The 22,810-nt window shown below is 61.5% G+C and carries 23 protein-coding genes and 1 riboswitch; of the genes, 12 read left to right on the top strand and 11 right to left on the bottom strand.

Annotated features, from left to right (window positions below; genetic code table 11):
• The first annotated feature begins 197 nt into the window (after positions 1-197).
• Genes E5720_RS20955 through E5720_RS20945 form a run of 3 tightly spaced genes read left to right on the top strand, consistent with a single transcriptional unit; the run spans position 198 to position 2,756 of the window.
• Entirely contained in the window at positions 198-1,139 is a 942-nt protein-coding gene (locus E5720_RS20955; RefSeq protein ID WP_136172224.1) for an ABC transporter ATP-binding protein, read from the top strand.
• The gene (locus tag E5720_RS20950) at positions 1,129-1,905 is read left to right on the top strand and encodes an ABC transporter permease subunit (RefSeq protein WP_168708396.1); all 777 of its coding nucleotides are present in this window, start codon (positions 1,129-1,131) and stop codon (positions 1,903-1,905) included. Before E5720_RS20955 ends, E5720_RS20950 begins: the two co-directional genes overlap by 11 nt.
• 5 nt (positions 1,906-1,910) lie before the next feature.
• Complete coding sequence (locus tag E5720_RS20945; protein ID WP_168708395.1) at positions 1,911-2,756, top strand: ABC transporter permease subunit; 846 nt, start codon at positions 1,911-1,913, stop codon at positions 2,754-2,756.
• A gap of 20 nt (positions 2,757-2,776) precedes the next feature.
• On the opposite strand, the gene E5720_RS20940 is transcribed toward E5720_RS20945, so the two are convergent.
• Positions 2,777-3,091 carry a hypothetical protein gene (locus E5720_RS20940; protein WP_210729918.1) on the bottom strand — a complete coding sequence of 105 codons (315 nt, stop codon included), beginning with the start codon at positions 3,089-3,091 and terminating at the stop codon, positions 2,777-2,779.
• Positions 3,092-3,222: 131 nt separating this feature from the next.
• On the opposite strand from E5720_RS20940, the gene E5720_RS20935 reads away from it, so the two are divergent.
• Positions 3,223-4,818, top strand: a complete 1,596-nt coding sequence (locus tag E5720_RS20935; protein ID WP_136172221.1) for a serine/threonine-protein kinase — start codon at positions 3,223-3,225, stop codon at positions 4,816-4,818.
• Between the two features lie 25 nt (positions 4,819-4,843).
• Here the strand turns inward: E5720_RS20935 and E5720_RS20930 are convergent, their stop codons facing one another.
• Positions 4,844-5,161: a helix-turn-helix domain-containing protein gene (locus E5720_RS20930; RefSeq protein WP_136172220.1), complete on the bottom strand. Its 318-nt coding sequence runs from the start codon at positions 5,159-5,161 to the stop codon at positions 4,844-4,846.
• A 151-nt stretch (positions 5,162-5,312) separates the two neighbouring features.
• Here E5720_RS20930 and E5720_RS20925 point away from each other — a divergent pair, with 151 nt between their 5' ends.
• From E5720_RS20925 to E5720_RS20910, 4 genes are all read left to right on the top strand, one after another.
• The gene (locus E5720_RS20925) at positions 5,313-6,914 is read left to right on the top strand and encodes a proton-conducting transporter membrane subunit (RefSeq protein ID WP_136172219.1); all 1,602 of its coding nucleotides are present in this window, start codon (positions 5,313-5,315) and stop codon (positions 6,912-6,914) included.
• Positions 6,911-9,496 (top strand): DUF2309 domain-containing protein, encoded by a 2,586-nt coding sequence (locus E5720_RS20920; protein WP_136172218.1) that lies wholly within the window; start codon positions 6,911-6,913, stop codon positions 9,494-9,496. The genes E5720_RS20925 and E5720_RS20920 overlap by 4 nt, the downstream gene beginning before the upstream one ends.
• The gene (locus E5720_RS20915; protein WP_136172217.1) at positions 9,493-9,816 is read left to right on the top strand and encodes a transcriptional regulator; all 324 of its coding nucleotides are present in this window, start codon (positions 9,493-9,495) and stop codon (positions 9,814-9,816) included. Before E5720_RS20920 ends, E5720_RS20915 begins: the two co-directional genes overlap by 4 nt.
• Before the next feature lie 338 nt (positions 9,817-10,154).
• The gene (locus tag E5720_RS20910) at positions 10,155-11,114 is read left to right on the top strand and encodes an alpha/beta hydrolase (RefSeq protein ID WP_136172216.1); all 960 of its coding nucleotides are present in this window, start codon (positions 10,155-10,157) and stop codon (positions 11,112-11,114) included.
• Here the strand turns inward: E5720_RS20910 and E5720_RS20905 are convergent, their stop codons facing one another.
• Positions 11,115-11,702: a TetR/AcrR family transcriptional regulator gene (locus E5720_RS20905; RefSeq protein ID WP_136172215.1), complete on the bottom strand. Its 588-nt coding sequence runs from the start codon at positions 11,700-11,702 to the stop codon at positions 11,115-11,117. It lies immediately after the preceding gene.
• A gap of 91 nt (positions 11,703-11,793) precedes the next feature.
• On the opposite strand from E5720_RS20905, the gene E5720_RS20900 reads away from it, so the two are divergent.
• Both E5720_RS20900 and E5720_RS20895 read left to right on the top strand, forming a co-directional pair.
• Positions 11,794-12,621 carry a CoA transferase gene (locus E5720_RS20900; protein ID WP_136172214.1) on the top strand — a complete coding sequence of 276 codons (828 nt, stop codon included), beginning with the start codon at positions 11,794-11,796 and terminating at the stop codon, positions 12,619-12,621.
• A 2-nt stretch (positions 12,622-12,623) separates the two neighbouring features.
• Positions 12,624-13,787 carry an acyl-CoA dehydrogenase family protein gene (locus E5720_RS20895; RefSeq protein ID WP_136172213.1) on the top strand — a complete coding sequence of 388 codons (1,164 nt, stop codon included), beginning with the start codon at positions 12,624-12,626 and terminating at the stop codon, positions 13,785-13,787.
• A 379-nt stretch (positions 13,788-14,166) separates the two neighbouring features.
• On the opposite strand, the gene E5720_RS20890 is transcribed toward E5720_RS20895, so the two are convergent.
• The 4 genes from E5720_RS20890 to E5720_RS20875 all read right to left on the bottom strand — a co-directional run bounded on the left by E5720_RS20890 (position 14,167) and on the right by E5720_RS20875 (position 16,609).
• Positions 14,167-14,709 (bottom strand): universal stress protein, encoded by a 543-nt coding sequence (locus E5720_RS20890; RefSeq protein ID WP_136172212.1) that lies wholly within the window; start codon positions 14,707-14,709, stop codon positions 14,167-14,169.
• Positions 14,710-14,737: 28 nt separating this feature from the next.
• On the bottom strand, positions 14,738-15,106 hold the full coding sequence (gene crcB, locus E5720_RS20885; RefSeq protein ID WP_136172211.1) for a fluoride efflux transporter CrcB: 369 nt from the start codon (positions 15,104-15,106) through the stop codon (positions 14,738-14,740).
• Entirely contained in the window at positions 15,103-15,612 is a 510-nt protein-coding gene (locus E5720_RS20880; RefSeq protein WP_136172210.1) for a CrcB family protein, read from the bottom strand. Before E5720_RS20880 ends, crcB begins: the two co-directional genes overlap by 4 nt.
• A 116-nt stretch (positions 15,613-15,728) precedes the next feature.
• A riboswitch (Fluoride riboswitch) is annotated at positions 15,729-15,806 on the bottom strand.
• A 191-nt stretch (positions 15,807-15,997) separates the two neighbouring features.
• Positions 15,998-16,609, bottom strand: coding sequence for a PaaI family thioesterase (locus tag E5720_RS20875; protein WP_136172209.1), 612 nt, complete (start codon positions 16,607-16,609; stop codon positions 15,998-16,000).
• 369 nt (positions 16,610-16,978) lie between these two features.
• On the opposite strand from E5720_RS20875, the gene E5720_RS20870 reads away from it, so the two are divergent.
• Entirely contained in the window at positions 16,979-17,674 is a 696-nt protein-coding gene (locus E5720_RS20870; RefSeq protein ID WP_348769839.1) for a potassium channel family protein, read from the top strand.
• A gap of 360 nt (positions 17,675-18,034) precedes the next feature.
• Positions 18,035-19,597, top strand: a complete 1,563-nt coding sequence (locus E5720_RS20865; RefSeq protein ID WP_136172207.1) for a long-chain-fatty-acid--CoA ligase — start codon at positions 18,035-18,037, stop codon at positions 19,595-19,597.
• Positions 19,598-19,619: 22 nt separating this feature from the next.
• Here E5720_RS20865 and E5720_RS20860 read toward each other — a convergent pair whose 3' ends face one another.
• The 4 genes from E5720_RS20860 to E5720_RS20845 form a co-directional block, all read right to left on the bottom strand.
• On the bottom strand, positions 19,620-20,351 hold the full coding sequence (locus E5720_RS20860) for an SIMPL domain-containing protein (protein WP_136172206.1): 732 nt from the start codon (positions 20,349-20,351) through the stop codon (positions 19,620-19,622).
• 131 nt (positions 20,352-20,482) lie between these two features.
• A complete protein-coding gene (locus E5720_RS20855; protein WP_136172205.1) occupies positions 20,483-21,055 on the bottom strand; it encodes a YceI family protein in 573 nt (190 codons plus the stop codon).
• A gap of 46 nt (positions 21,056-21,101) precedes the next feature.
• Positions 21,102-22,076, bottom strand: coding sequence for an oxygenase MpaB family protein (locus E5720_RS20850; protein ID WP_168708394.1), 975 nt, complete (start codon positions 22,074-22,076; stop codon positions 21,102-21,104).
• Positions 22,077-22,120: 44 nt separating this feature from the next.
• Positions 22,121-22,765, bottom strand: coding sequence for a TetR/AcrR family transcriptional regulator (locus tag E5720_RS20845; protein ID WP_136172203.1), 645 nt, complete (start codon positions 22,763-22,765; stop codon positions 22,121-22,123).
• Between the last annotated feature and the right edge of the window lie 45 nt (positions 22,766-22,810).

Here is a 22,810-nt window from a genome sequence, read left to right as displayed (position 1 = left end):
AACACCGAACTACTACATGGTGAGTAGTTTCAGGCTACATGCGCCGCGGATCGCGGCAGAAACACCCGCGTCGCGTCGAGCATGAGTGTGATCGGAATCGAAGAAACCGGTACCGGATTCTTCGTACACTGATTATCCGACGGAACGGCCGCAACAACCGATCACCCACCGCTACCGGGAGGGACACGATGCCAAGGATGCCGGAGCAGCCTGCGATCAGAACCGATCGACTTACGAAGCAGTTCGGCGCATTCACTGCGGTGCGCGATCTCGACCTCGAAGTCGAACGCGGTGAGGTATTCGGATTCCTCGGCCCCAACGGTGCAGGCAAGTCGACCACGATCCGGACACTTCTGGACCAGATCCGACCCACCTCGGGACGCGCACACATCCTCGGGATGGACTCGCACCAGGATTCGTTGAAAATCCGGTCCGCGATCGGGTATGTGCCTGGGGACCTGGCCCTGTACCCCAAACTGACCGGAGCGGAAACGCTGCGGTACTTCGCGCGCCTTCGCGGCGGGGTCGACCAGAAGTACGTCGATCAGCTCGCGGAGCGGCTGCAAACAGACCTGTCGAAGAAGGTCGGTGACTACTCCACCGGCAATCGGCAAAAAATCGGGTTGATTCAGGCGTTCATGCACAAACCGGATCTACTGATTCTCGACGAGCCGACCGCAGGACTGGACCCCCTGGTGCAGCGCGAGTTCAACACGATGCTGCACGAGGTACGCGAAGAAGGGCGCACAGTGTTCCTGTCCTCGCACACCCTGTCCGAGGTCGAACGCGTCGCCGGACGTGTCGGCATCATCAGAGAAGGCCGACTTGTAGCAGTAGAGCGCATCGCGGACCTGCAGGCCAAAGCGATCCGGCGACTCGATATCGAGTTCGCAGAGCCGGTGTCACCGGAGCTGTTCGCGCAAGTGGACACCGTCCGTGAAGTCATCGTGGACGGCACCCACGCAACCGTGGCATTCGACGGCCCGATCAACGGCATCTTGGAGGCGGCGATGGCGCACGAACTGGTCGATCTACACACCCGCGATGCCGACCTCGAGGAGATTTTCCTGGCCTACTACCGCGGCAGTTCCGAAGACTCAGAAGACGGTGCAAAGAAGGATCCATCGGATGCCCACTGACATCTTCACTCGCGAACTGACCGACCGCCGGATGGCCGTCGCCGCACTGGGCGTCGTGCTGGCACTGTTCGCATTCTTCGTGACCGGCATCAGCTCCGGGCTCGAGGACGTGATGACCGATCTGACGGACGCGATGCCCGACGCAGTCACTGCGTTCATCCCGGCCGGACCGGGTGGTTATGCGATCGGTGAGCTGTTCAACCTGATCGCGCCGCTGGCCCTGATCGCGTACGCGGTGATCACCTCGGCGGCGGCAACCGCCGGGGAGGAAAGGATCGGGACGATGGCGTTGCTGTCCGCCCAGCCGGTCACCAGACGGTCGATCCTGGCGCAGAAAGCGCTGGGAGTGGGCGCGGCTCTTGCTGCGGTAACGATCGTGTTCGGCGCCGCTACGGTTCTGTCGGCAATGTTGTTCGGTGTCGACGAGCTCACGCCCCGTCACATCGCAGCGGCGTGTCTGCACCTGTATCTGCTCGCATTGCTGTTCGGGGCGATCACGCTGGCCGCGGGCGCAGTAGCAGGCGATCCCGGTATAGCCGCCGGCGTCGGAGGCGGTCTCGCCGTGGCGGCGTGGGTGTCGAACTCGATGCTTCCGATCGCACATCTCGACGACTGGGCGCGAATCAGCCCGTGGTATTACTACGTCTCCAGCGAGCCGCTGAGTCATGGCGTCGATCTACCGCACGTCCTGATCCTCGCCGTACTTACCCTCGCTGCGGCGATGATTGCGGCCGTCGCGTTCGACCGCCGTGACCTGAAGGGATGAGCACGATGACAACGACCTCAGACCACGGTGCCGCGGGCTCGGCACGACCGCGCGGTCGCCGGCAGATCCGAGCGGTGACGGCCCTCGCCCTGCGAGACCGGTTGACACTGGTGGGTGTCGTCGCTGCGGCGATGGTCGCGATGGGTGCCCTGACGGGGGCGCTGTGGCCGCCGTTGCAGGACACATTGGTCGCCCTGCCTGCCAATTTCACGGACTCGATCGGCAAGCTACTCGCTGGTGCGGACATGACCACTCCAGCGGGGTGGTTGAATGCCGAGATGGTCTCGCTGGTCGTGCCCGGAGGATTGATCGCGGTTGCGATTCTCTCCGCATCCAAAGCGATTTGCGGGGAGGAGCAGACAAAGACCGTGGGCGTACTTCTATCGCTTCCATTGAGCCGCAGTGCTTTTCTTACCGCCAAGACCGCCGCCATGATTGTGCACGTCCTGCTTGCGACACTCGGTGTCGCAGCCGGATTGATAGTCGGGGATGTGACCGGCGGCCTCGGTATCGACGCATCCGGTGTGTTCGGCACCTGCGCGCACAGCGCACTGTTGGCGATTGTATTCGGCGCGGTCGCGGTTCTGATCGCTGCGTTTACCGGAGACGGCCGGCTCGCCGCGACCATCCCTGCGGCGCTTGCCGTACTTGCCTTCGCGCTCAACGCTTTCCTCCCGTTGTCGGACTCACTTGCCGGCTTCACCAAGGTCAGCCCCTGGTACTACTTCGCAGGTAGCAACCCCCTCGTCAACGGGGCAAACTACGCTGATCTATCAATTCTTCTTGTCGTCGCGATCATCTTTTGCGCATGCGCGTTCCCCGTCTATCTCCGACGTGACCTGGTCGGCTGAAGGTGGGGTACCGGCTGCAGTCAGCTTGCGAATCGCACCCGATGGCACAGTGCGACAAGCGAAGTGCAAATTCCCTCACGAACCACACCATCGGTGATGAAGCCGTTCTCGTCGATCATTGCCGGAGTCACGGGGAGATGAGCGCATGCCGCGTCGACGATCGCCGCATCGGTGTAGTCGAGCACGAGGCGCAGCGACGCATGGGCGTTGGCCGCGTTCGTCACGTAGGGCACGCCGCGGAAACCGTCAGGAGTCAGGGTGGCGGCAGTGCGGAGCAACGCCGAATTACTCGACTTTGCGCGCAAGCTTCCCGATATCAACAAGATGTCCGACAAGGTGTTCGCTCCTTCGGACCCGCTGGAGTCCGGCACGATCGAGGCAGTACGACGTAACGAATTTACAGTATTCAGCGAAACCTGACTGGATCATCGTTTGTATTCTTCTCGGCACACACGAAGCAGGTTCGATGAATCAGATCACGACAGACTCCCGCGAGGAAAGCCGGTTCGGCCCCTACGAGCTCAGATCTTTGCTCGGTAAGGGCGGCATGGGTGAGGTGTACGAGGCGTATGACACGGTCAAGGACCGCACTGTCGCCCTCAAACTGCTCTCGCCCGACCTTGCGCACGATCCGACTTATCAGGAACGGTTCCGCCGCGAATCGCGAGCGGCAGCGCGTCTTCGAGAACCACACATCATCCCCATTCACGACTGGGGCGAGATCGACGGCGTACTCTTCATCGACATGCGGCTGGTCGCCGGTCACGATCTTCGTACGACGCTCCGGGCGCAGGGTCCGATGTCACCGAGCCGCGCCGTCGCGATCGTCGCACAGGTCGCCTCAGCGTTGGACGCCGCGCACGCCGACAATTTGATTCACCGCGACATCAAGCCGGAAAATATCCTCCTTACTAGAGACGACTTCGCCTATCTGGTGGACTTCGGTATTGCCCGGTCAGGTTCGGACGTACAGCTCACCACCCAGGGCACCGCGATCGGCTCGTACGCCTACATGGCACCCGAAAGATTCGACGCCGATGTGGTCACCGATCGCGCCGATACGTACTCCCTGGCCTGCGTGCTGTACGAATGCCTGACCGCAACAGCGCCCTATCCGGCGACCAGCGTCAGTCAACTGATCAAAGCGCATCTCATGACCGCGCCGCCTCGGGCCAGCCTCACTCGGCCGGGCCTCCCCCGTGCACTCGATGCGGTAGTCGTCCGCGGTCTGGCGAAGGACCCTGATGAACGGTTCGCCAGTACAGGCGACTTCGCGCGCGCCGCGCATCTTGCCCTGACTCCGCCGGACCGCGCCGAGGCCACCGCGATCGTCGGTCGCACGCTCGACGGCACGGCAGTTGGCAGCGTCGGTGAATATCGACAGACCAAAGTTGGCGATGCCGTCCATCCCCGACCGCAGGCCTGGGGCACAGCGGCACCTCCTCCCCCACCTCGACCGAATGCAGCCCCGGACCCGTTCGCCCAACCGGGGCCGCACCGCTCCACGTTTCTTCCAGTTGCGATCACCCTCCTCGTCGTCCTGGTACTTGGACTCGGCGCGGCTGTTGCATGGCTGACACTCGCGCCGGACATCGAATCCAACACGGCTGCAGTACCATCGGCTGCTGCTCCGATTTCCCAGAGCGCACCGAACGTGGAGGCAAAGCCGCCGACAGCGGTCGTCCCGACGGTCGCTCCGGTCGCTCCGGTCGCACCCACCCGCGCTCGGGCGATCCCCGTCTCCGGCGCGGACAGTCAAGGCTTCCTCGGCAATTCCGGCCCGCGATGCAACGCCGACAACCTCGCCGTCGCCATCGGACGCACCACCGATTCCAAAATCGTGGTCTGCGAAACCGGTGTCGGCCGCTACTACTACAAGGGCGTCCGCATCACCGATGCTGCTGGGATCGAACTTGACGACCCGAGGCCCTCTGCCGGCGGATTTGTCGCCACCAACCCCGCCGACGGAACCCAGTATCGACTCGATGGGTCCTCGCTGACCATCGTCTCCGACGGCGAAGTGGTGGCCGCCGAGTCGATGAGGGAGTACTACGCGCGCTGACCTCGCAGTGGCACCCCGCTGCGTGTCATGAAGACGGGGACTCGGCTGTGGCAGGCACATCGGTTCCCGACGGGCTGAGGAGCACGTTCAATATCTCTCCGATGTTGTGTCCGCGTTCGACGGGATGTCGCATCGGCCGATCATCACGGACACGGTAGGAGTTGCGCCTACCGTCCCGGATCCGGTCGAGGTAGCCGGAATCCACCAAGTCACTCACTATGCCCTGGGCTGCTCGCTCGGTGATGCCGACGTTCTGGGCCACATCGCGTACCCGAATGTCCGGGTCGCGAGCGATACAGAACAGCGCGTGGGCGTGGTTGGTAAAAAACGTCCATTCCGCCATATCCGGAGCCTAGCCGGGTCTGCGGCTGACAGGAACTCTGTCACCGGAAACAAACCTCAGCTTCCGTCTCTGAACGCGACTTTCTCCAATCACCCCAACCACATTACAGGTGATTTGACACCTGAATTGCAATGCATGTATCAATTTACATATGAGTACTGAGAATGTGTTTGCAGCTGCGCTCATCGGGGTGTTGGTGTTACCCCTCCTCGCTGCTGCGGCAGCGCTGGGCCTGGATGCTCGTCGACCTCGCGTGGCCCGGCAACTGGGCGGTTGGGTCGCATCCGGGTGTTTCCTCGTCACGGGGGGATTGGGCATTGCCGTTCTTTCGCAGCGCGATGTGTCGATGTCGATCAGAGGTGACGACGGAATCGTCCTCGCCGGGGTGGCGGCGAATCGGCTGGGCGTGCTCTTGATGCTGTTGGTGTTCGGGGTGAGCGCCGTCGCGCAGAGTTTCGCTGTCCGTTATCTGGCGGGCGATTCTCGGGCACGATGGTTCTCGGCATCGGCAGGTCTGCTCACCTCCGCTTCGATCGGTTTGATGATCTCGGTAACTCTGATAGGTCTCGCAGTGTTCTGGACGATGGCGGGGGTGGCCTTATGTCTCCTGCTCGCTACCTACTCCCACCTGAGCGCAGCGCGAGATGGAGTAAGACGAACGACACTTTCCTTTTTGGTCGGGGATATCGCACTCTGGCTGGCTGTCGTGCTGGTGACCGTCCACTCGGGAAACCTCGAACTGGCGACGGCAAACGGGATGGACCTCGGCGACTCGACCCTGAGCGCAGGAGCAATCGCCTGCCTCTTCGCCCTGGCAGCGCTGTCGCGGTCCGCACAGATTCCGTTTCACCGCTGGCTACCCTCCACATTGGCTGCGCCAACACCTGTGTCGGCGTTGCTGCACGCAGGGGTGGTCAATGCCGGCGGCGTACTACTGATCCGATTGGGATCTCTGGTCAACGGCTCGGCTGTGGCGATGGGGCTGGTGGTGTTCGCCGGTGCAGTCACCATGATCTACGGGACGCTATTGATGCTGACCAAACCCGACATCAAAGGTGCCCTTACCCATTCGACCATGGCGCAAATGGGTTTCATGACCTTGACCTGCGGGCTGGGTCTTTATGCTGCTGCGGCATTCCACCTGGTGGCACACGGCCTGTACAAAGCGACTCTGTTCCTCTCTTCCGGGTCGGCTGTCAACCGTCACCGCCGAATTGCCTTCGCACCGCCCGAAATGCGGAACACCCGGACTCGGTACGCGGTAGTTGCTCTCGGTTCGGTTGCAGTACCGGCCCTGACACTGGGTGTCGCAGTGCTGGTGTTCCCTCTCCCTTCAGGCGAACACCAGTCCGGGTACGCGCTGTTGATCTTCGCGTGGGCAACCGCAGCAGCGGCGACCATGGGGTGGCTCGAACGACGATTCGACATCGGCCGTGCTCTGTCAGCAGTGGCGATGCTTGCGGTGGCATCGGCGGGTTATGTGTGGCTCGTCGGTGCCGTCGCCGGATGGATGACCTCGGACTTGCCCGACTACACACCCCCCGCTGCGGCCAGTTGGCTCATCATCGCGGTCGCCGGCGTCCTCGTTGGCGTCACGGTGGTGCGGTACGCGAATGATGCAGGCCCCTGGGGGTTTCTGCATCGAACGCTCTACGTGCGAGCACTCAGTGCCGGGCATGTCAGCATGCCCGAACAGCGGTCGACTCGCGCTGTACCAGCCTCTACTTCACTCATGACAGGAGCACACCGATGACCACAACCGTCGATCACTCGTCGAGCCGAACCCGTCGAGCCAAGTTGCGCGCAGAGGTGGCCTTGGCCGCGCGGGTGCTGCCGACGCACTACCCTGTCGAGACCTTCATCGCGGTCAATCCCTTGGCCGGCCTCGAGAAAATGCCGTTCGAGCAAGCCACTCACCGGGCCGCTGGTCTCTACGGGGCGCAGGCCACGCTGTCCGAGCAGACATTTCGTCTGCTGTATCGGGACGGCCGAATCACCGATGCCGACATCGACAGCGTTTTGCAACGACGCTTTCCCGGTGTGATGAACGGTCCCCGGGTGGAACTCGGCAGTGAGTTCTCGACACCGGGGCAGCTCCTGAGAGGTGACCTTTTGTACGGCACCCCACCCCCTGATTTGCTGCGCAGTAACCGTACTCGTAGTGAGGTGTCCATACCCGTCGTCGCTGACACCGTGGATGCTCAAACAGCCAAATGGTGCTCTGCCTTTCTGGGTTCCACCGCAACCGGTTGGCCGATGCCTGGACGTGAGAATGGATTCTTCTCAGCCTGGCATGGGCTCGCACATCGCGACCACACTCTGCCCCGCCAGGTCAGGGCAGAGTTGCGCAAGCTACCTGTCCGAGCCGACGAAGCTGTGCTGTCGGCACTGGACATGCTTGATATCGATGATGATTCGCGAGCCGCCTACGTGCAAGCACACTTGACTCGTCTGCCTGGATGGGCCGCCCACGTGCGGTGGTGCTCCGAACGAGGAGTTGGAATCGACTTAGTGGACTATTTGGCGATCCGCATGTCGTACGAGGCAATAATGCTTGCCGGTAGCGGACAGGGAGACACACACAACTCGGAAATCACAATGGCATCGGAGGTCCCATCAGCCCGGCAACGGTCGGAAGCTCTCGTGAAGGCTTGGGGTATCGCCAAGGTTACGGAACCTGAGTCAACTGCCGCAGCTCGGGTTCTTGCTGTCCTGCCGGACATCGCGCGCACCGCCATATGGCAGGAAGCCTATGAAGCGCACTACCGCGACGCGCTACTCAGCGACTTGCAGCGCACTCCTCCAACCCTTGCGTCCGAACCAGTCAATGTACAGATGGTGTGCTGCATCGACACCCGATCCGAAGGCCTCCGTCGCCACCTCGAAGCACTCGACGGGTATCGAACTCTCGGATTCGCGGGATTCTTCGCCGCCGCAATCCGATTCACCGATCTCGCTGGTGGCGCCAGCAGCGACCTCTGCCCGGTGCTGATTCCTCCCAACCACGATGTCGGCGAACACCCCGCGACGCACGCGCTACCCGCTGCCGCCCGCCGTATAGCAGGGCTCTCGAGGCTGGCAGCCGCCGACGCGTCCTTCCATAGTGCGAAAGACTCTGCTGTTGCACCGTTCACCCTCGCAGAGGTAGCCGGATGGGTGGCGGGTCCCTGGGCCGCGGCCAAGACGCTGGCACCCGCCGCCAGCGCCGCGGTCAGGCGCCGAGTGCGCCACCTCATTGCACCACCGGCACCCACTGTGATCAGCGTCGACGACACGATCGCACTGGACCAGCAAGTAGGTATCGCGCAAGCAGCGTTGGCCACGATGGGCTTCACCGACGGGTTTGCGCGCTTGGTCGTGATGTGCGCACACGCCAGCCAGACCGAAAACAACCCCTATCAAGCATCGCTCGACTGCGGTGCCTGTGGCGGACAACCCGGCGCCCCGACAGCCCGCACTGCTGCCGCCATACTCAACTCGCAAGCCGTCCGCAGGGAACTTCGCAGCTACGGAATCGACATTGGAGATGGCACTTATTTCATTGCGGCACAACACAACACCACCACCGACCGCGTCGTGCTTCTCGATACCCATGTGGCGCCCAACAGTCACAGGGACGACCTTGCACGGCTGACCGCAGACCTCGACATCGTCAGCAGTGCGCTGGCCGTCGAGCGGTGCACGGTCCTTCCAGGCGCACCGAAGACTCCGTCACCAACCCGAGCGGCCCACCATGTTCGAGCCCGAGCCGCCGACTGGGCACAGGTCTACCCCGAATGGGGTCTCGCATCCAATGCCGCCTTCATCATCGGGCCACGCACGACCACCAGGGGTATCGACCTGAACCGTCGCGCATTCCTCCACTCTTATGAAGCTGCAACCGATCCCGACGGCACCGCCCTCGAGACGATCCTCACCGCTCCTCTGGTGGTAGCGCAGTGGATCAACTGCCAATATTATTTTTCGACTGTCGCACCCCACGCATTCGGAGCCGGTACAAAGACCATCCACAATGTCATTGCCGGTATTGGAGTACTCGCCGGACATGGCGGAGATCTACAACTCGGGCTGCCACAACAATCCGTTACTCACGATGGTCTGCTCGTTCATGAACCCATGCGACTGCTGGCCATAGTCGAGGCACCCCTGGCAAACATCACCACGATCATCGCCCGAAACCCCATGCTCCAGGATCTCGTCGACAACGAGTGGATAGCACTGGCGGCACGCGAACACCCCCAACAACCTTGGCAACGACACACCCGCATGGGGTGGCAGCGCTGGGACGAACATTCGACAACACCTATCCCCCACGAGCAGGAGACAACCCGATGACATACACAGGCCTGACAAAGATGACCAAGATCGAAATCGTCGTCACCGGAGACGACGCACCAGCAGTACGCGAACTCTTTCGCAACGCCGACGCCACCGGCTTCACCAGCGTGTCCGGGGTTTCGGGCCTCGGCCATCATGGCTATCGCCAGGGCCGATTGTTGTTCAATCAGCAAGCAGCACTGGAGTTACTGATCACCGTGGTTCCAGAGACCAAGGTCGAGGTGCTCCTCGCCGGCCTGAGGCCATTTCTCGACGCCTCACCGGGAGTGCTTTTCGTGTCCGAAACCTATGTCAGCCGCGCCGACTACTTCATGTGAACCAGTGCAGTCATTCATTCAACCGGCAACGAGAGCCAGCTTCCAGACCAGCGTCCGAATAGCTCTCCTGTTTCGGTACACAGAAGTGAGTCGGTCGTTCCGGAGGCAACTCGATTCACGCCAGTGATGGCGGAGCGTGAGACAAGGACCGCGAATCCGGTGTCCGACAGGAGATACCGGATTCGTTTACACCCGTCGAGTCAAGTGTGGTTTCTTTTCGCCCTCGATTACCTCGTACGGTTCGCGCTTCGGTAAGCGGCAGGGGTGTGCTCGTAGTCACAACCTTACGAAGGTATGGTCTGCTGGTCAACCGTATAGGAATCAGAGTGGGAGTGCCGATGGACATCGAAGCCGAGTTCAAAGCAGGTGCCGCGGCCAAGGGAGGGCTGCTCAACCCGCGGGCCACTTGGGTCGAAACCACGGTCGTCACTGCCGACGGTGCGAAAATCCACGTGCGGTCATTCGGGCCAGCGGACGCTCAGCCCATCGTATTGATTCACGGGTTTGCCTGCCGGCTCGAATACTGGAATCCACAGATCAATCGATTCCGGGACCAGTACCGCGTCATCGCCTACGACCAGCGAGGGCTCGGCAGAAGTACACTCGGCCGTGCGGGTGTAAACCCCAAGGTGCTCGGCGACGATCTTGCAGCGGTGCTCGAAGCGACGGTCTCACCAAAACAGCCGGCCGTGCTTGTCGGGCACAGCTTCGGCGGCATCACGATCATGGCGTGGGCCGAAGGGCATCCCGAGCAGGTGCGCACTCTTGCGTCTGCGGCGCTGCTCGCGAACACGGTGGCCGCGCGTTTCCGGGCCACTACCGGGGTGATGCCGTTCGCGGGCCGGTACGGCGCGATCCGCGCTCCTCTGCTGAGCCTGGTCATGCGCGCCCGATTGAGTGTGCCAGCGGGCGCACCCATTTCCAGAGCAGTCCGCGCTATCGCAATGTCGCCGCAGGCAACCCTGGCCCAGGCGGACTTCCTGCGGGCGATGGTGACGAGCGTTCCCACCGGAATTCGCAATGAGTGGGGTGAGGGACTCTTCAAGCTCGACGTTCTCGAAGGCTTGGAAAAACTGCACATTCCGTGCACCGTGCTGGTCGGTGCATTGGATCGCTTGACGCCGCCCGAGGCCGGGCGAGTCATCGAAGCCGTCTTGCGGCGACGCGGTGTTCTGCACCGGTATGTCGAGTTGGAGAAAGTGGGACATTGCTCGAATCTTCAGGCTGCCGAGGCATTCGACGACGAAATCGTTCAATTGCTCGAATTGAGTCGACAAGGCTCGAACGCGGAGGACTGATCAGTCCTCGACGCGGATGGTAAGAGTGGGTTTCTTACCGTCCGACGGCTCTGCTGCGCGGTCCCACACTGCGTCCACCAACGGGCTGAGCAGTAGTTCACCCATTTGACGTGCCAACACAGACACGATTTGAGCTGACAGACGTCGCTGTGGTGACGCCACTCCGGTCTTACGCTGGGCGCTGACTTCGCGCCGGGTGAGCTCGACGAGCGCGTCGATCAGGTGGATGGGTTCGCCGGAAGGTTCGAGAAGGGCGCGCCGAACGTAGTTGACAACAGTCGGGTTCTCCTCGAGCATGTGGCGGACTGCTTCGTCGCGTGCCGCCACCGAAGCAGGATGAGTTTCTATCTCGGGGATCTCGCGGAGCGCATTTTCGAAATAATCTACGACCAGCTGATCTACCGCCTCGCGAAGGCCTGCTTTGGTCTTGAAGTGGTGCTGCACCAACCCCAGCGTCACGCCGGCCTCGGCAGCTACTGCACGCAGCGAGACGCGGTCCTCACCGGAGCGGGCATACAGGTCGAGCGCAGCGTTCCGGATACGTGCTTTGGCCGTGAGATCGTCGTTCGCCGTCCGTGGGTTGACCATGTGCCCTCCTTGGTTGCGCTCATCTTACGGCCTCGGGTAACAACCTTTACGATTGACTGCTATCCAATACATACGTATTGTAGTTGTGGATATGGAGGTCGCTACTGTGCAACTACTCGACGATGTACGCGTCGTCTCTTTGGCCATCAATTTGCCCGGGCCGCTAGCAGCCGCCCGGCTTGCCGAATTCGGTGCGTCCGTCACAAAGGTCGAACCGCCTTCGGGCGATCCGTTGGCCGCCGGGGCACCGGACTGGTATCAGCACCTGATACGTCAGCAAAGCGTCATCAACCTTGATATCAAGGCGGAGCGCGCGAAGCTGGACGCACTACTCGCCGACGCCGACCTGCTGATCACCTCGATGCGTCCGTCTGCGCTGAAGCGGCTGGGACTTTCCCGCCCGCAGGAGACGGTTCCGCGGTTGTGCCTGATCGAGATCGTCGGCCACGACGGCAACCGGGCCGACGTGCCCGGCCATGACCTCAACTATCAGGCAGTGCACGGCACGCTATCGCCGCCGGCAATGCCGAAAGTGCCCATTGCCGACATGCTCGGCGCCGAACGCGCTGTCTGCACTGCGTTGGCGGCGTTGCATGCCCGCAATAAGACCGGGGCCGGGGCGTCGTATCGGGTAGTTCTCGAAGAGGCTGCCCAGCGCGCCGGTGACGCCGTTCGTCACGGGATCATGGGCGACGGCGCCATGCTCGGTGGCGCATTCCCCGGTTACGGCATCTACGAATCTGCCGACGGCTATGTCGCCCTCGGAGCAGTCGAACCGCATTTCTTCGCGCGCACCCTGGAGACCTTCGGGGTCGACGGTACCCACGAAGAAATGCAGAAGGCGTTCGCCGAGAAGACGACCGCGGAGCTCGAAGACATTGCCGCACAGGCAGACATCCCCCTGAATGGAGTGAAATAGCCATGTCGAAACTGTTCCCCAATTACCGCGCTTCCTGGGAGACCGACGAGCACCTCGAGCTGCGTAAGCACGCCGCAGCCTTCCTTCAGAAGGAAGCCACTCCCAACCAGGACCGCTGGGCGAAAAACCATCAGGTCGACCGTGAGTTCTGGAACAAGCTCGGCGATGCGGGCCTGCTCGGACTCGACCTGCCCGAGGAATACGGCGGCGCCGGGGGCGATTTCGGGATGTCGGCCATTGTCGCCGAAGAGTTTGCTCTCGCTCACGACACTGCCAGCGGATGGAGCGTGCACTCGCCCATCGTGGCGCACTACATCAACACCTACGGCAACGATGAGCAGAAGAAGCGCTGGATGCCAGGCATCATCAGCGGCGAGTTGGTCCTCGCAATCGCGATGACCGAGCCCGGTACCGGCTCGGATCTGCAGGCCATCAAGACCAACGCGCGCCGCGACGGCGACGACTACGTCATCAACGGCTCGAAGACCTTCATCTCCAACGGCAGTCACTGCGACCTGTTGGTTATCGTCGCCAAGACCGATACTTCCCAAGGCGCGGCGGGGGTTTCGCTGATCGTCGCGGAAACCAATGACAAGCTCGCCGGGTTCGAGCGCGGCCGTGTGCTGGAGAAGGTTGGCCAGCACGGCCAGGATACCCGCGAGCTGTTCTTCTCCGACATGCGCGTGCCTACCGCCAACCTGCTCGGTGAGCAGGAAGGGATCGGCTTCTACCAGCTGATGGAGCAGCTCGCTCGCGAGCGTCTGGCTATCGCCTCGGTGTGCTCCGGTATGGCCGAAGCCGCTGTACTCGAAGCCATCAAATACAGCAAGGAACGCGAAGCCTTCGGTAAGCCGCTGATCAAGTTCCAGCACAACAAGTTTGCGCTTTCAGCACTCAAGGCCGAAGCATTGTCAGTCAAGGCAACCGTCGACTACTGCGTCCAGGAATACATCGACGGCAAGAACGACCCCGCAACTGCCTCGATGGCCAAGCTCATCGCAGCCGACAAGGCCATCGACATCGTGGACCGGTGTGTGCAGTTCTTCGGCGGCTACGGTTACATGATGGAGTACCCGATTGCGCAGATGTACGCCGCAGCTCGCGTCAACAAGATTTATGGCGGCACCAGCGAGATCATGAAGGAAATCATCAGTCGCTCGCTGTAAGCAGTCGGAACCGAAAGGATTTCCCATGACTACCGAAGCTGCAATCTACGAGGCGATTCGTAGACCACGCGGCAAGGGTAAGAGCAGCGTCTCGGGCGGCATGGGCGCCGCGACCATCATCGAAAAGGTCTGACAATTGTGTTGACAGACAACACAATTGCGTGAGACAAGAACGCCGACGGCATTGTCGCGCTCACATTGGATGAGCCCGGTGCCAATGCGAACACCATCACCGCGGGGTTCCGGAGCTCCTTCAACGCCACACTCGCGGTCGAAGGGAGCTGACTACCTCGCCGCGCAATGCGGCAGTCGATTCGAGGTGCCGTCCAGCCTGCGCGGGTGACCGAACCTACTGTGGTCACCTTCGCGAATTCGACCGTCACGTCGACGTGTGCGGGTTCCTGATCGAAGTTCCGGATTGGGGCACAAGGAGCAGGGGGTGCCGGTGTCTACTGATGAGCCGATGCGACACCGACATCCCACCGATGGAGTCGAGGAACGACATGAATCCCCCACGTGGGCTGCCAATGATCACCATCAATGCTTGGTACTCATCAGCAACAGTGTCCAGCAGATCGGCGGGCGAGCCGTGCCAGGCGTGGTAGGTCCAACTCGCGTCGAGACCGTCGAGTAGCTCTCGTGCATGGCGGGCCTGCTCGTCGAGCGTGGCGCGCAATTCGGTCTCGTAGTCCGACGAGTCAGGATCGATGGGGAGGTCGTCGATATCGACGATGTGCACGACGTGGAGATGTGCGGTGATCCGCTCTGCAAGATCGACCGCGTACTCGACGGCAGATGTGCTCGGCGGGCGGCCGTCCCATCCGACGACGAGTTCGGCCGTCGCCGCTGTACGGGCGGGATGGCCGTCGATGCGGTGGCGCCGGTTTCCGGCTGTGGGCTGATTGTCGGTGGAGTCGCTCATAGGTATGCCTCTCATCGTTGGATGAAATTCACAATGCGTAGACGATGGCCAGGCCGGCCGAGCAGGCGGCAATGGAAGCCACCATCGTGGTGAGTGCATTCGTCAGCGCCAACAGTCGGCGTCGTTGCTCCACCAATCGCACGGTCTCGAAACTCGCGGTGCTGAACGTGGTGTAACCACCGCAGAATCCTGTTCCCATAATGGTCTGGAGATCACCAGGGCCGCTGTGGAACAACACGATTCCCGCGACAAGCCCGATCAACAGAGAACCCGAGACGTTGATCGCGAACGTCGCCCATGGAAATGTAGTCTTCCATCGACTCTTGATGATCGAGTCGAGGACGAAACGCACTACGGCACCAGTGGCGCCGGCAACAGCGAGCAGTACGACAGTCATGACTGCCGCTCCGTCCGACGCCACCGATGCAGGTTCGACGCAATCGTGATGCCTGCCCACGCGGCGACCACACCGGCGAGCACGCTGGTAATCGCGTAGATCACACCGATCGCACTGTGTCCGTCGCGACCGAGGGTATCGGCCTCGAGCGCCAGCGTGCTGTAGGTGGTGAACGCACCGCACAGGCCGGTTCCGGCGAGTAACCGCGCTCGTCGACGCCACCCGGTATCGGCGCCCAATCGCGCAAGCCCCTCGAGGACGGACCCGAGAACGAGCGCACCGACCAGGTTGATCGCGAACGTGGCCCACGGCCAGCCTGGACTGGTATGCGGCAGGGTCTCCTCCACGCTGTAGCGCGCAAGCGTCCCCAGCGCTCCACCAACGAACACCAATGCGATCGCCTGCGGTTGGAAATGCAGGGGAAGACTTCGAGGGCCTGCGAGGTCATCGGGGTCGTCGGGTAGCTCCGGGCGTCGATCGCTGACCGCCTTGTCGCGATTGTCCATCAGTGAGCGTCGAGAGCTGCCGCGGCCAATCCATACGGGATGGTGGCGGATGAAATTGCTGTCACGATCAGCTGTTGTGACGCTGGAAAAGCCATGAGGAACCTACCCATCTGTCGATGTCGGCAGGAACTATCAGCCACAGTGGCGGTTCGAGCTTGCGATCAGCTCGGGCGAGATCCATCACCCATATATCTGTTCGTCACAGTATCGGCTTCACGCTCCCTGTGCATCATCAGACCCCACCATCGAAGATCCATGGACCAGCCATCAGGTTCGCCTACTTCTTTGTGCTCGTCGTGCACAACAGCGAAACTCGAGTGGCCACAATCGTCAAGAAGCCTCCACTTGGTAGTGCAACGACGGTCGCTTCGGTCTTATTCAGTTATCAGCTCGTCACAGGGCGGATAAAGATGCCCTCTGCTTCTATCGTGACGCCGTCGGCGTCGGACAGTGTTCCGGTGACAATCACTTTGCGGCCTTCTGTGCGATCTACACGGGCTTCGGCACGCAGCGTGCCCAACGGGGTACCGCGACGATAACGCAGAGTGAGGGTGCCGGTGAAGCTCGGCGCGACGGACTTCGCGGTAGCCCCGAGCACGTGATCGAGGATCAGCGCTCCGATCCCTCCGTGCACCAGGCCGGTCGGACCTTCATAGGCGGCACCGAGAGTGAGCTCGGCCCAGTGCAGCCCATCAGGGGAAGACTCGACCATGATGGGGGGTGCGATCGCATTGCGCAGGCCCACCGCGACGTTGCCCCAAGACACTGAATCGCCAACGGGGGTTTTCCGCAGACCATATGACCCGGCGATCTGCTTTGCACGAAGTTTTGCCGTCGCAGCGGCGATCTCGTCACGTACCTGAGTGATGACGGTATCGTCGACCTCAGTGCGGATGGTTGCGTCGATGAGGTCGCGGACGGCCTCCGTGAGCGGAACGTAGATCGCTCGGCGGCGGGCGAGTTCAGCTGCGTCGATATCTTCGATTACGTACTGCACACCTTAATTGTGCAGTACATCACCGGAGAACAGCTATCCGCACCCACATGGTCGGTTAGCTCCCGTGTCAACCGATCGATTGGCCGATATCGAACCTGCTCCGGGGTTGTCGAGCATCTCGCGTATCGAGCGGGGATACGAGGCCTCGAATCCACCAGTAAGGCAGACGCATCGAGGTCTCGACCCAGGAGACGATCACAGAGCATCGAGCCCGTGCTCTTTGCGATGCGGCTTCGCTTGTTGGACTTCATGAATTGGGAAATGGGAGCGAAGCGCATCGTCGTTAGCCCCAGTCGATCGGTACAGTGCCTCCACATGAATTACGAGCGATGGGAACGGTCAACGGAATGGCCTCTGGCAGGTGCCGCAATGACATTCCTTGCGATTTACGCCTGGACGGTGCTGACCCAGCCGGCTGGTTTCGGCCAACAAGTCGCGGAAAACGCCGTCATGGTGATCTGGGTTTTGTTCGGCGTCGACTATCTCGTACGGCTCACGCTGGCCGATCAGCGAACTCGATGGTTCGGACTGCACCTGCATGAACTAGCAATCGTCGCCCTGCCGGTCCTGCGCCCACTCCGACTGCTTCGCCTGCTCACCTTGGTAAGTTTTCTGCAACGTTCGATCGGCGGTGCGTTGCGAGGACGCGTGGTTGCCTACGCAGTCAGCGGAACGGTCCTGCTCGTCTTCGTGGCATCACTGGCCATGCTCGACGTCGAACGAGCCGCACCGACCGGCAATATAAAAACATTTCCCGACGCACTCTGGTGGTCCATTGCGACTGTGACAACTGTCGGATACGGGGACTACAGCCCCAGCACAGCAACCGGTCGGTGCATCGCAGTCGCGCTCATGATCGCCGGCATTGCCCTGCTGGGAGTTGTAACAGCGACTTTGGCGTCTTGGCTCGTGCAGAAAGTTGCAGAACAAGACGACGTCAACCAAGCTGCAACCCAGAAGCAGATCGCCGAACTCACCATCCAGATCACGGCACTACGTGATGAACTCGCGTCTAACACCTCGGTCGACCGCGAATCGCCGCCCACTCGGTCATCGGCTCGATAGCCACCGAAGATTCCGCCCCATCCGTAGCGTCTCCAACGTGCGAACAGCGCGTCGGTCGGACGGATTCTTCCCTGCGCGTGGGTGTGGCGGCTCGATGAGCAGGGGTGGCGGTGTCTACTGATGAGCCGATGCGACACCTACATGTGGCCGATGGAGTCGATGACCGACATAGCTCCCCGCGCAGAACCTCGGTCCCCTTTGCTGACGGCAGGCATTGCACTCTCGCCGTCGCGAACTCGGTGACTTCGATTTGAACGGAAGTCGTCCGCCGGACCGAGGCCCAAGTTAATATTCGGTTCACGATTGCGAGGCAACCGGACTTGCGTAATCCGCACGTCAATACGATATGAGGATGGTTCGATGTCCGATTCCACCGCAGCAATCATCTCCGATCGCCTCGAGCATTGGGCGACGGTCAAACCGGACGAGCTTGCGATGGCATTTCAAGGGTCGGAATACACGTGGTCACAGTGGTATGACCGCATCCTCCGCGTCGCGGCCGCCCTCGCCGATGCGGGTATCGCAGCCGGTGATACGGTCGCTTTTGTCGACAAAAACCATCTGTCATGTATCGAAGTCACCTATGCTGCTTCACTTCTCGGTGCGGCGAACGTCGTTCCCAACTGGCGGCTTGCAGGTGAAGAACTCGATTACGTGCTCGCCGACTCAGGTGCCCGGATCCTGTTCGTCGGCAGCGAACTCCATCCCCAGATTCTTGCGATCCGCGACCGTCTGACCGCCGTCGAAAGGATCTTCTCGATAGGCGGTGAACACGATGAGTTCGAGCCTTGGATCGACGGAGTCTCGCCTTTACACCCCCGTCCACATGTAAGCCCGGATGCAACTGCACTGATTCTCTACAGCTCAGGGACTACCGGTCGTCCCAAAGGTATTCGGCTGACACATCGAAACCTTTTCGCACACAGCGACAGCATGCTCGAAATCATGCCGGTGGAGGAAGACCACCGATTCTTGATCGCCATGCCTATGTTCCACGTCGGTGGAACCTGCTACGCCATTATGGGAATTCATGCTGGTAAGTACTGCTACTTCACCCGGGAAGCTGACGGCCCGTCTATCTTTGCCGGACTCGCGGCCGGCGCCAACATCGCCTTCCTCGTTCCCCCGGTGATCGCAGGGGTGTTGGCTGCGGGAGAACAAGCAATCAACGCGTTCAAGGCATTCAAACGCATCATCTACGGCGCTGCACCGATGCCGCTGCCACTGCTGCGCGCTGCGCTTGCTGCCTGGCCGGACACCGAGTTCGTACAGGTCTACGGCATGACCGAGTTGGCTGGGGTGGTCACCGCGTTGATGCCCGACGTTCATCGCGATGAGGCCCAGACCGAACGCATGGCCTCGGCTGGGACGCCGATCCCCGGTATGGAAGTCCGGATCGTCGATCCCGTGACACTCGAGGATGCACCAACCGGCATCACTGGTGAACTGTGGTGGCGGTCGGAACAATGCACCCCGGGCTATCTGGGTAAACCCGAGGCTACAGCCGAAACCATCACCGCCGAAGGGTGGTTGCGCAGCGGGGACATGGGAAGAGCCGATGGTGGCGGCTTCATATTCATCGAAGACCGCCTCAAGGACATGATCATTACCGGTGGTGAGAACGTCTACTCACCTGAGATCGAACGGATCCTCGTGGAGCATCCCGCAATCGCCGAGGTCGCGGTCATCGGCGTCCCCGACGACCGTTGGGGTGAAACGATCAAAGCCGTTGTCGTTCTCGTGCCCGACGCGATCGTCGATGAATCCGAATTGATCACCTATACCCGCGGCCGTCTCGCAAAGTTCAAATGCCCCACGAGTATCGACGTCGTCGAAGTCCTCCCCCGCAACCCCACCGGAAAGATCCTCAAACGCGACCTCCGGAAACCGTACTGGGACAACCGAGACAACAAGTTGGTCTAGACACCGAGGAAATTGGTGCGGCTCAGTCCAAGGCCCACTTGACGGCCACGGACACGCTGACAGTCTGCTGCCCGGGTTCGATGGGGACCGATGAGTCGGCCATACTCGCGCCCTCTGGGAATCTCGACAGTTGGTCCTGCCCGGTGATGTTCTCGGTAATGGACAGAACTTGCCCGAGATCGCTACCCGAGAGCGTCGCGTACTGCTCAGCGCGATCGCGGGCGTCGGCGAATGCCCGGGCCCGTGCGTCGGATATCAGTTCCGAATCGTCGTCGATGCGGAATGACACTCCGGAGATCCGGGTTGCGTTGCCACCGGCGGACGTGGCGTCGCCGAGGACCGTCGAAGCCTTCGACAGGTCCCGAACCGTGACTCGCAACGTGTTGGTTGCCTGGTAGCCGGAAATCTCTGAGGTTCCGCCGAGCATCCCACCCGAGTACTGGGGGTTGATGGACACCTGTTGGGTCTGAATGTCTTCGCGATCGACGCCTGCGGCCGATATCGCATCGGTCACTGTGCCGACCGCGGTGTTCGCCTGATCGATGGCGGTGGTGACGTCGCCGGCCATCGTCTCGACACCGATCTGCGCCGTCAGGGTATCGGGTGTGCCTTCGACTTCACCGACGCCGTTGACGTTGACGCCGGGCGGTCCATCGGCGGACGCTGAATTGTTCCCGCACCCCGCGGTCAGACCGATTGCCACGAGTAGTGCTGCTGAACCGATCGCCTTCTGTACCCATCGTTTTCGAGTCATCGACGTAGTGTGCACGGTTTCGGTCGAACTCGAAAGACCGCAAGTGCCAAGTCGTGGTTGTCCACGCAGCGAACGCGAAGTACCCGTCACGCATCACAATAGTTGTCGTCGCACCTGAGATCTTTCGTCGATTACCGACTCGGTGGATTCAGGCACGGCTTCGTGCGCTCGGCCTCGAAGGACACTGTCACCTCGTCGACCACCTTCATAGCACCCAGCATCTGTGAGTACGGCTTGATTTCGTAATCCGACTGGCGCACTGTGCTTTCCGATGCACAGTGCCATTTCATACCATCTTCAACGACGGTTACGTTCACAGTCATGCCCCGGGTGATGCCGTGGATCTCCATCGTACCGCGGAGGCTGAATCCGGTATTTATCGCGGCGATTTCGTCTGAGCGGAAGCGAATCTGGGGGTACCGTTTCGCGTCGAAGGTCTTCAGCGCGTTGAATTTTGCGAGGATCTTTTCCGGCCCGATCAGCGGCGTGACACCACCTTCACCGCCGACCACGTCGAGTGAATCGACTTCGACGGTGAAGGTGACCGAGGTGGGAGTGTTCCCAGACCAGTCGACGGCGGCCGTCCACGACTTCATTGCAATGGTGAGACGGTGGCCCAATTTGGACGCCTTGCCGGTGACGTCCGTCTTGATCGTCAGTTGCCCTCCATCTGATGCATCGAATGTCCAGCTCACAGGAGTCATAACTCGACTGTAATAGTCGATCGACCCCGAAATTCGAGTTCGGTGATCAGAGGGCTGAGTTGACCGAGTCGCCCACGAGGGCCAGGTACTGCTCACGCGGCAAGGGTCTTCCTGCGCGCCGGAAGGCTTCCTGCACCGTAACGGTCTCGGGTGTCGTCGGCGGTATGTCGAGAATTGCGGGTGCGAGCACGGCATAGGCCCGGGGTGAGGCACTTTCGAGCTTCTTGGCCAACCCCTTCGGCTGACGCGCGGCCAGTCGCATTGCCGGGCGCAAGACCGCGGTAACTACTGCGTCGACGATCGGTCCTTGGCGAGACCCGATTGCTGTGCGCATCCAGCGAGGCAGGGTGGCTATTGTGGCTCGGCGTAGCAACCACTGGGCCAGCGGGCTCATGATGCTCAATGGACCGGGGAGCTCGGTGAGCGCAGGATTGGCACCGTCCAAAATGATCTGTGCATGTTCGATTGCAGTCTCGCTGATCAACATTCCGGGACGGACTCGCTGGTAGTAGGCCCGCATCTCGGCACGGCTCCGCGGGACATCAGCGGGGTCGATCGTCTGGAACTGTGCGGCAATCGCGCATTCTTTCCAGTATTGGCGTTCGTCTTCCTCGCTCAAGCGTCCGGGCCCGAATCGCTCGTAAACGTGGAGAACCGACTGCCACTGGGTGAGGTGAATCCACAGCTGACCTACCGGATCGTTGGGGTCGTAAGTCTGCCCGGTTTCCGGATCGAGACCGCTGATCTTCGAATGTATGCGCATCAGAGTGTCCGCGGCCTGTGCGGCCGTGGCACTATCCGCCAGCACCAGTGCGCCCGCGTATTCCAAAGTGCGGTCGTACCGGTCGGCGGCGCGCTGTCTCAGCGAGTCGGTGCCGGCAACCGAAGCCACGACCAGTGGGTCGAACATCTCGGTGAGCGCGGTGCGTGTGAAGCCCACCGTCATCGAGGTCGGATAGCGGTAGACCTTCCAGGTCACCGATTCGGGGCCGAAGATGCCAAAATCAAGCGGTGAATTCATGATGCGTGCCATGCAACACATACTGTCGCATGTGTTGCACACCGTCAAGCGTTTCCGGCCGATCCGAGCAGCAACGGAACCAGAGTTCGTCTCGCATAGCTTCTCGCCCCCGCCTCGGAACGAACATCTATCGAGTACTGCGCGGGGATCAGCACGAACGAGGCGAACAGCCGTGCCATGGTCTCTCCGATCGCATCGGCATCGAGATGAGTCGCCCGGCCGTCCAACTGCAACTTTCGTACACCAGCGGCAGCGAAGGAGCTGCCCAACCGAAGCAACGCGGCTTCGTCGGCCAACCCCGCCGCGATGAGGTCCTGCGGCTCGAACTCGGCGGTGCGTCGGATCACCGGATGCGCTTCGGTGAGGCGCACCGCAGCCGCGAAGCCTTCGACGAGCTGTTCGGCCGGATCCTCGACCCCCTCGAGAGACTTCATGATCCCCTGCGCCATGCGCTCACCCTCGCGCAGAGTCATCGCTTGCAGCACTCCATCGCGGTCACCGAAGCGGCGGTAGATGGTGGTCCTGTTGACGCCGGCGCGACGTGCAACACCGTCGATCGTCAGTGCACCGATGCCGCTAGCGGCACATGCCCCTACCGCTGCATCCAGGATTTTGGTCGCCGTCGGGTCATCCGGCACGTCGCTGGCTTCTCCCGCAAACACCCGTTCGAGTACCACTCCCAGATTCACGGAGTCAGACTATCCGACCGAGTCGCGCGAGCTGCCTGGCTGCAG

It is taken from the genome of Rhodococcus sp. PAMC28707 (assembly GCF_004795915.1).
GTDB lineage: Bacteria > Actinomycetota > Actinomycetes > Mycobacteriales > Mycobacteriaceae > Rhodococcoides.
The sequence above is the reverse complement of the archived record's forward strand: the minus strand, read 5'-3'. Positions and strand labels throughout refer to the sequence as shown.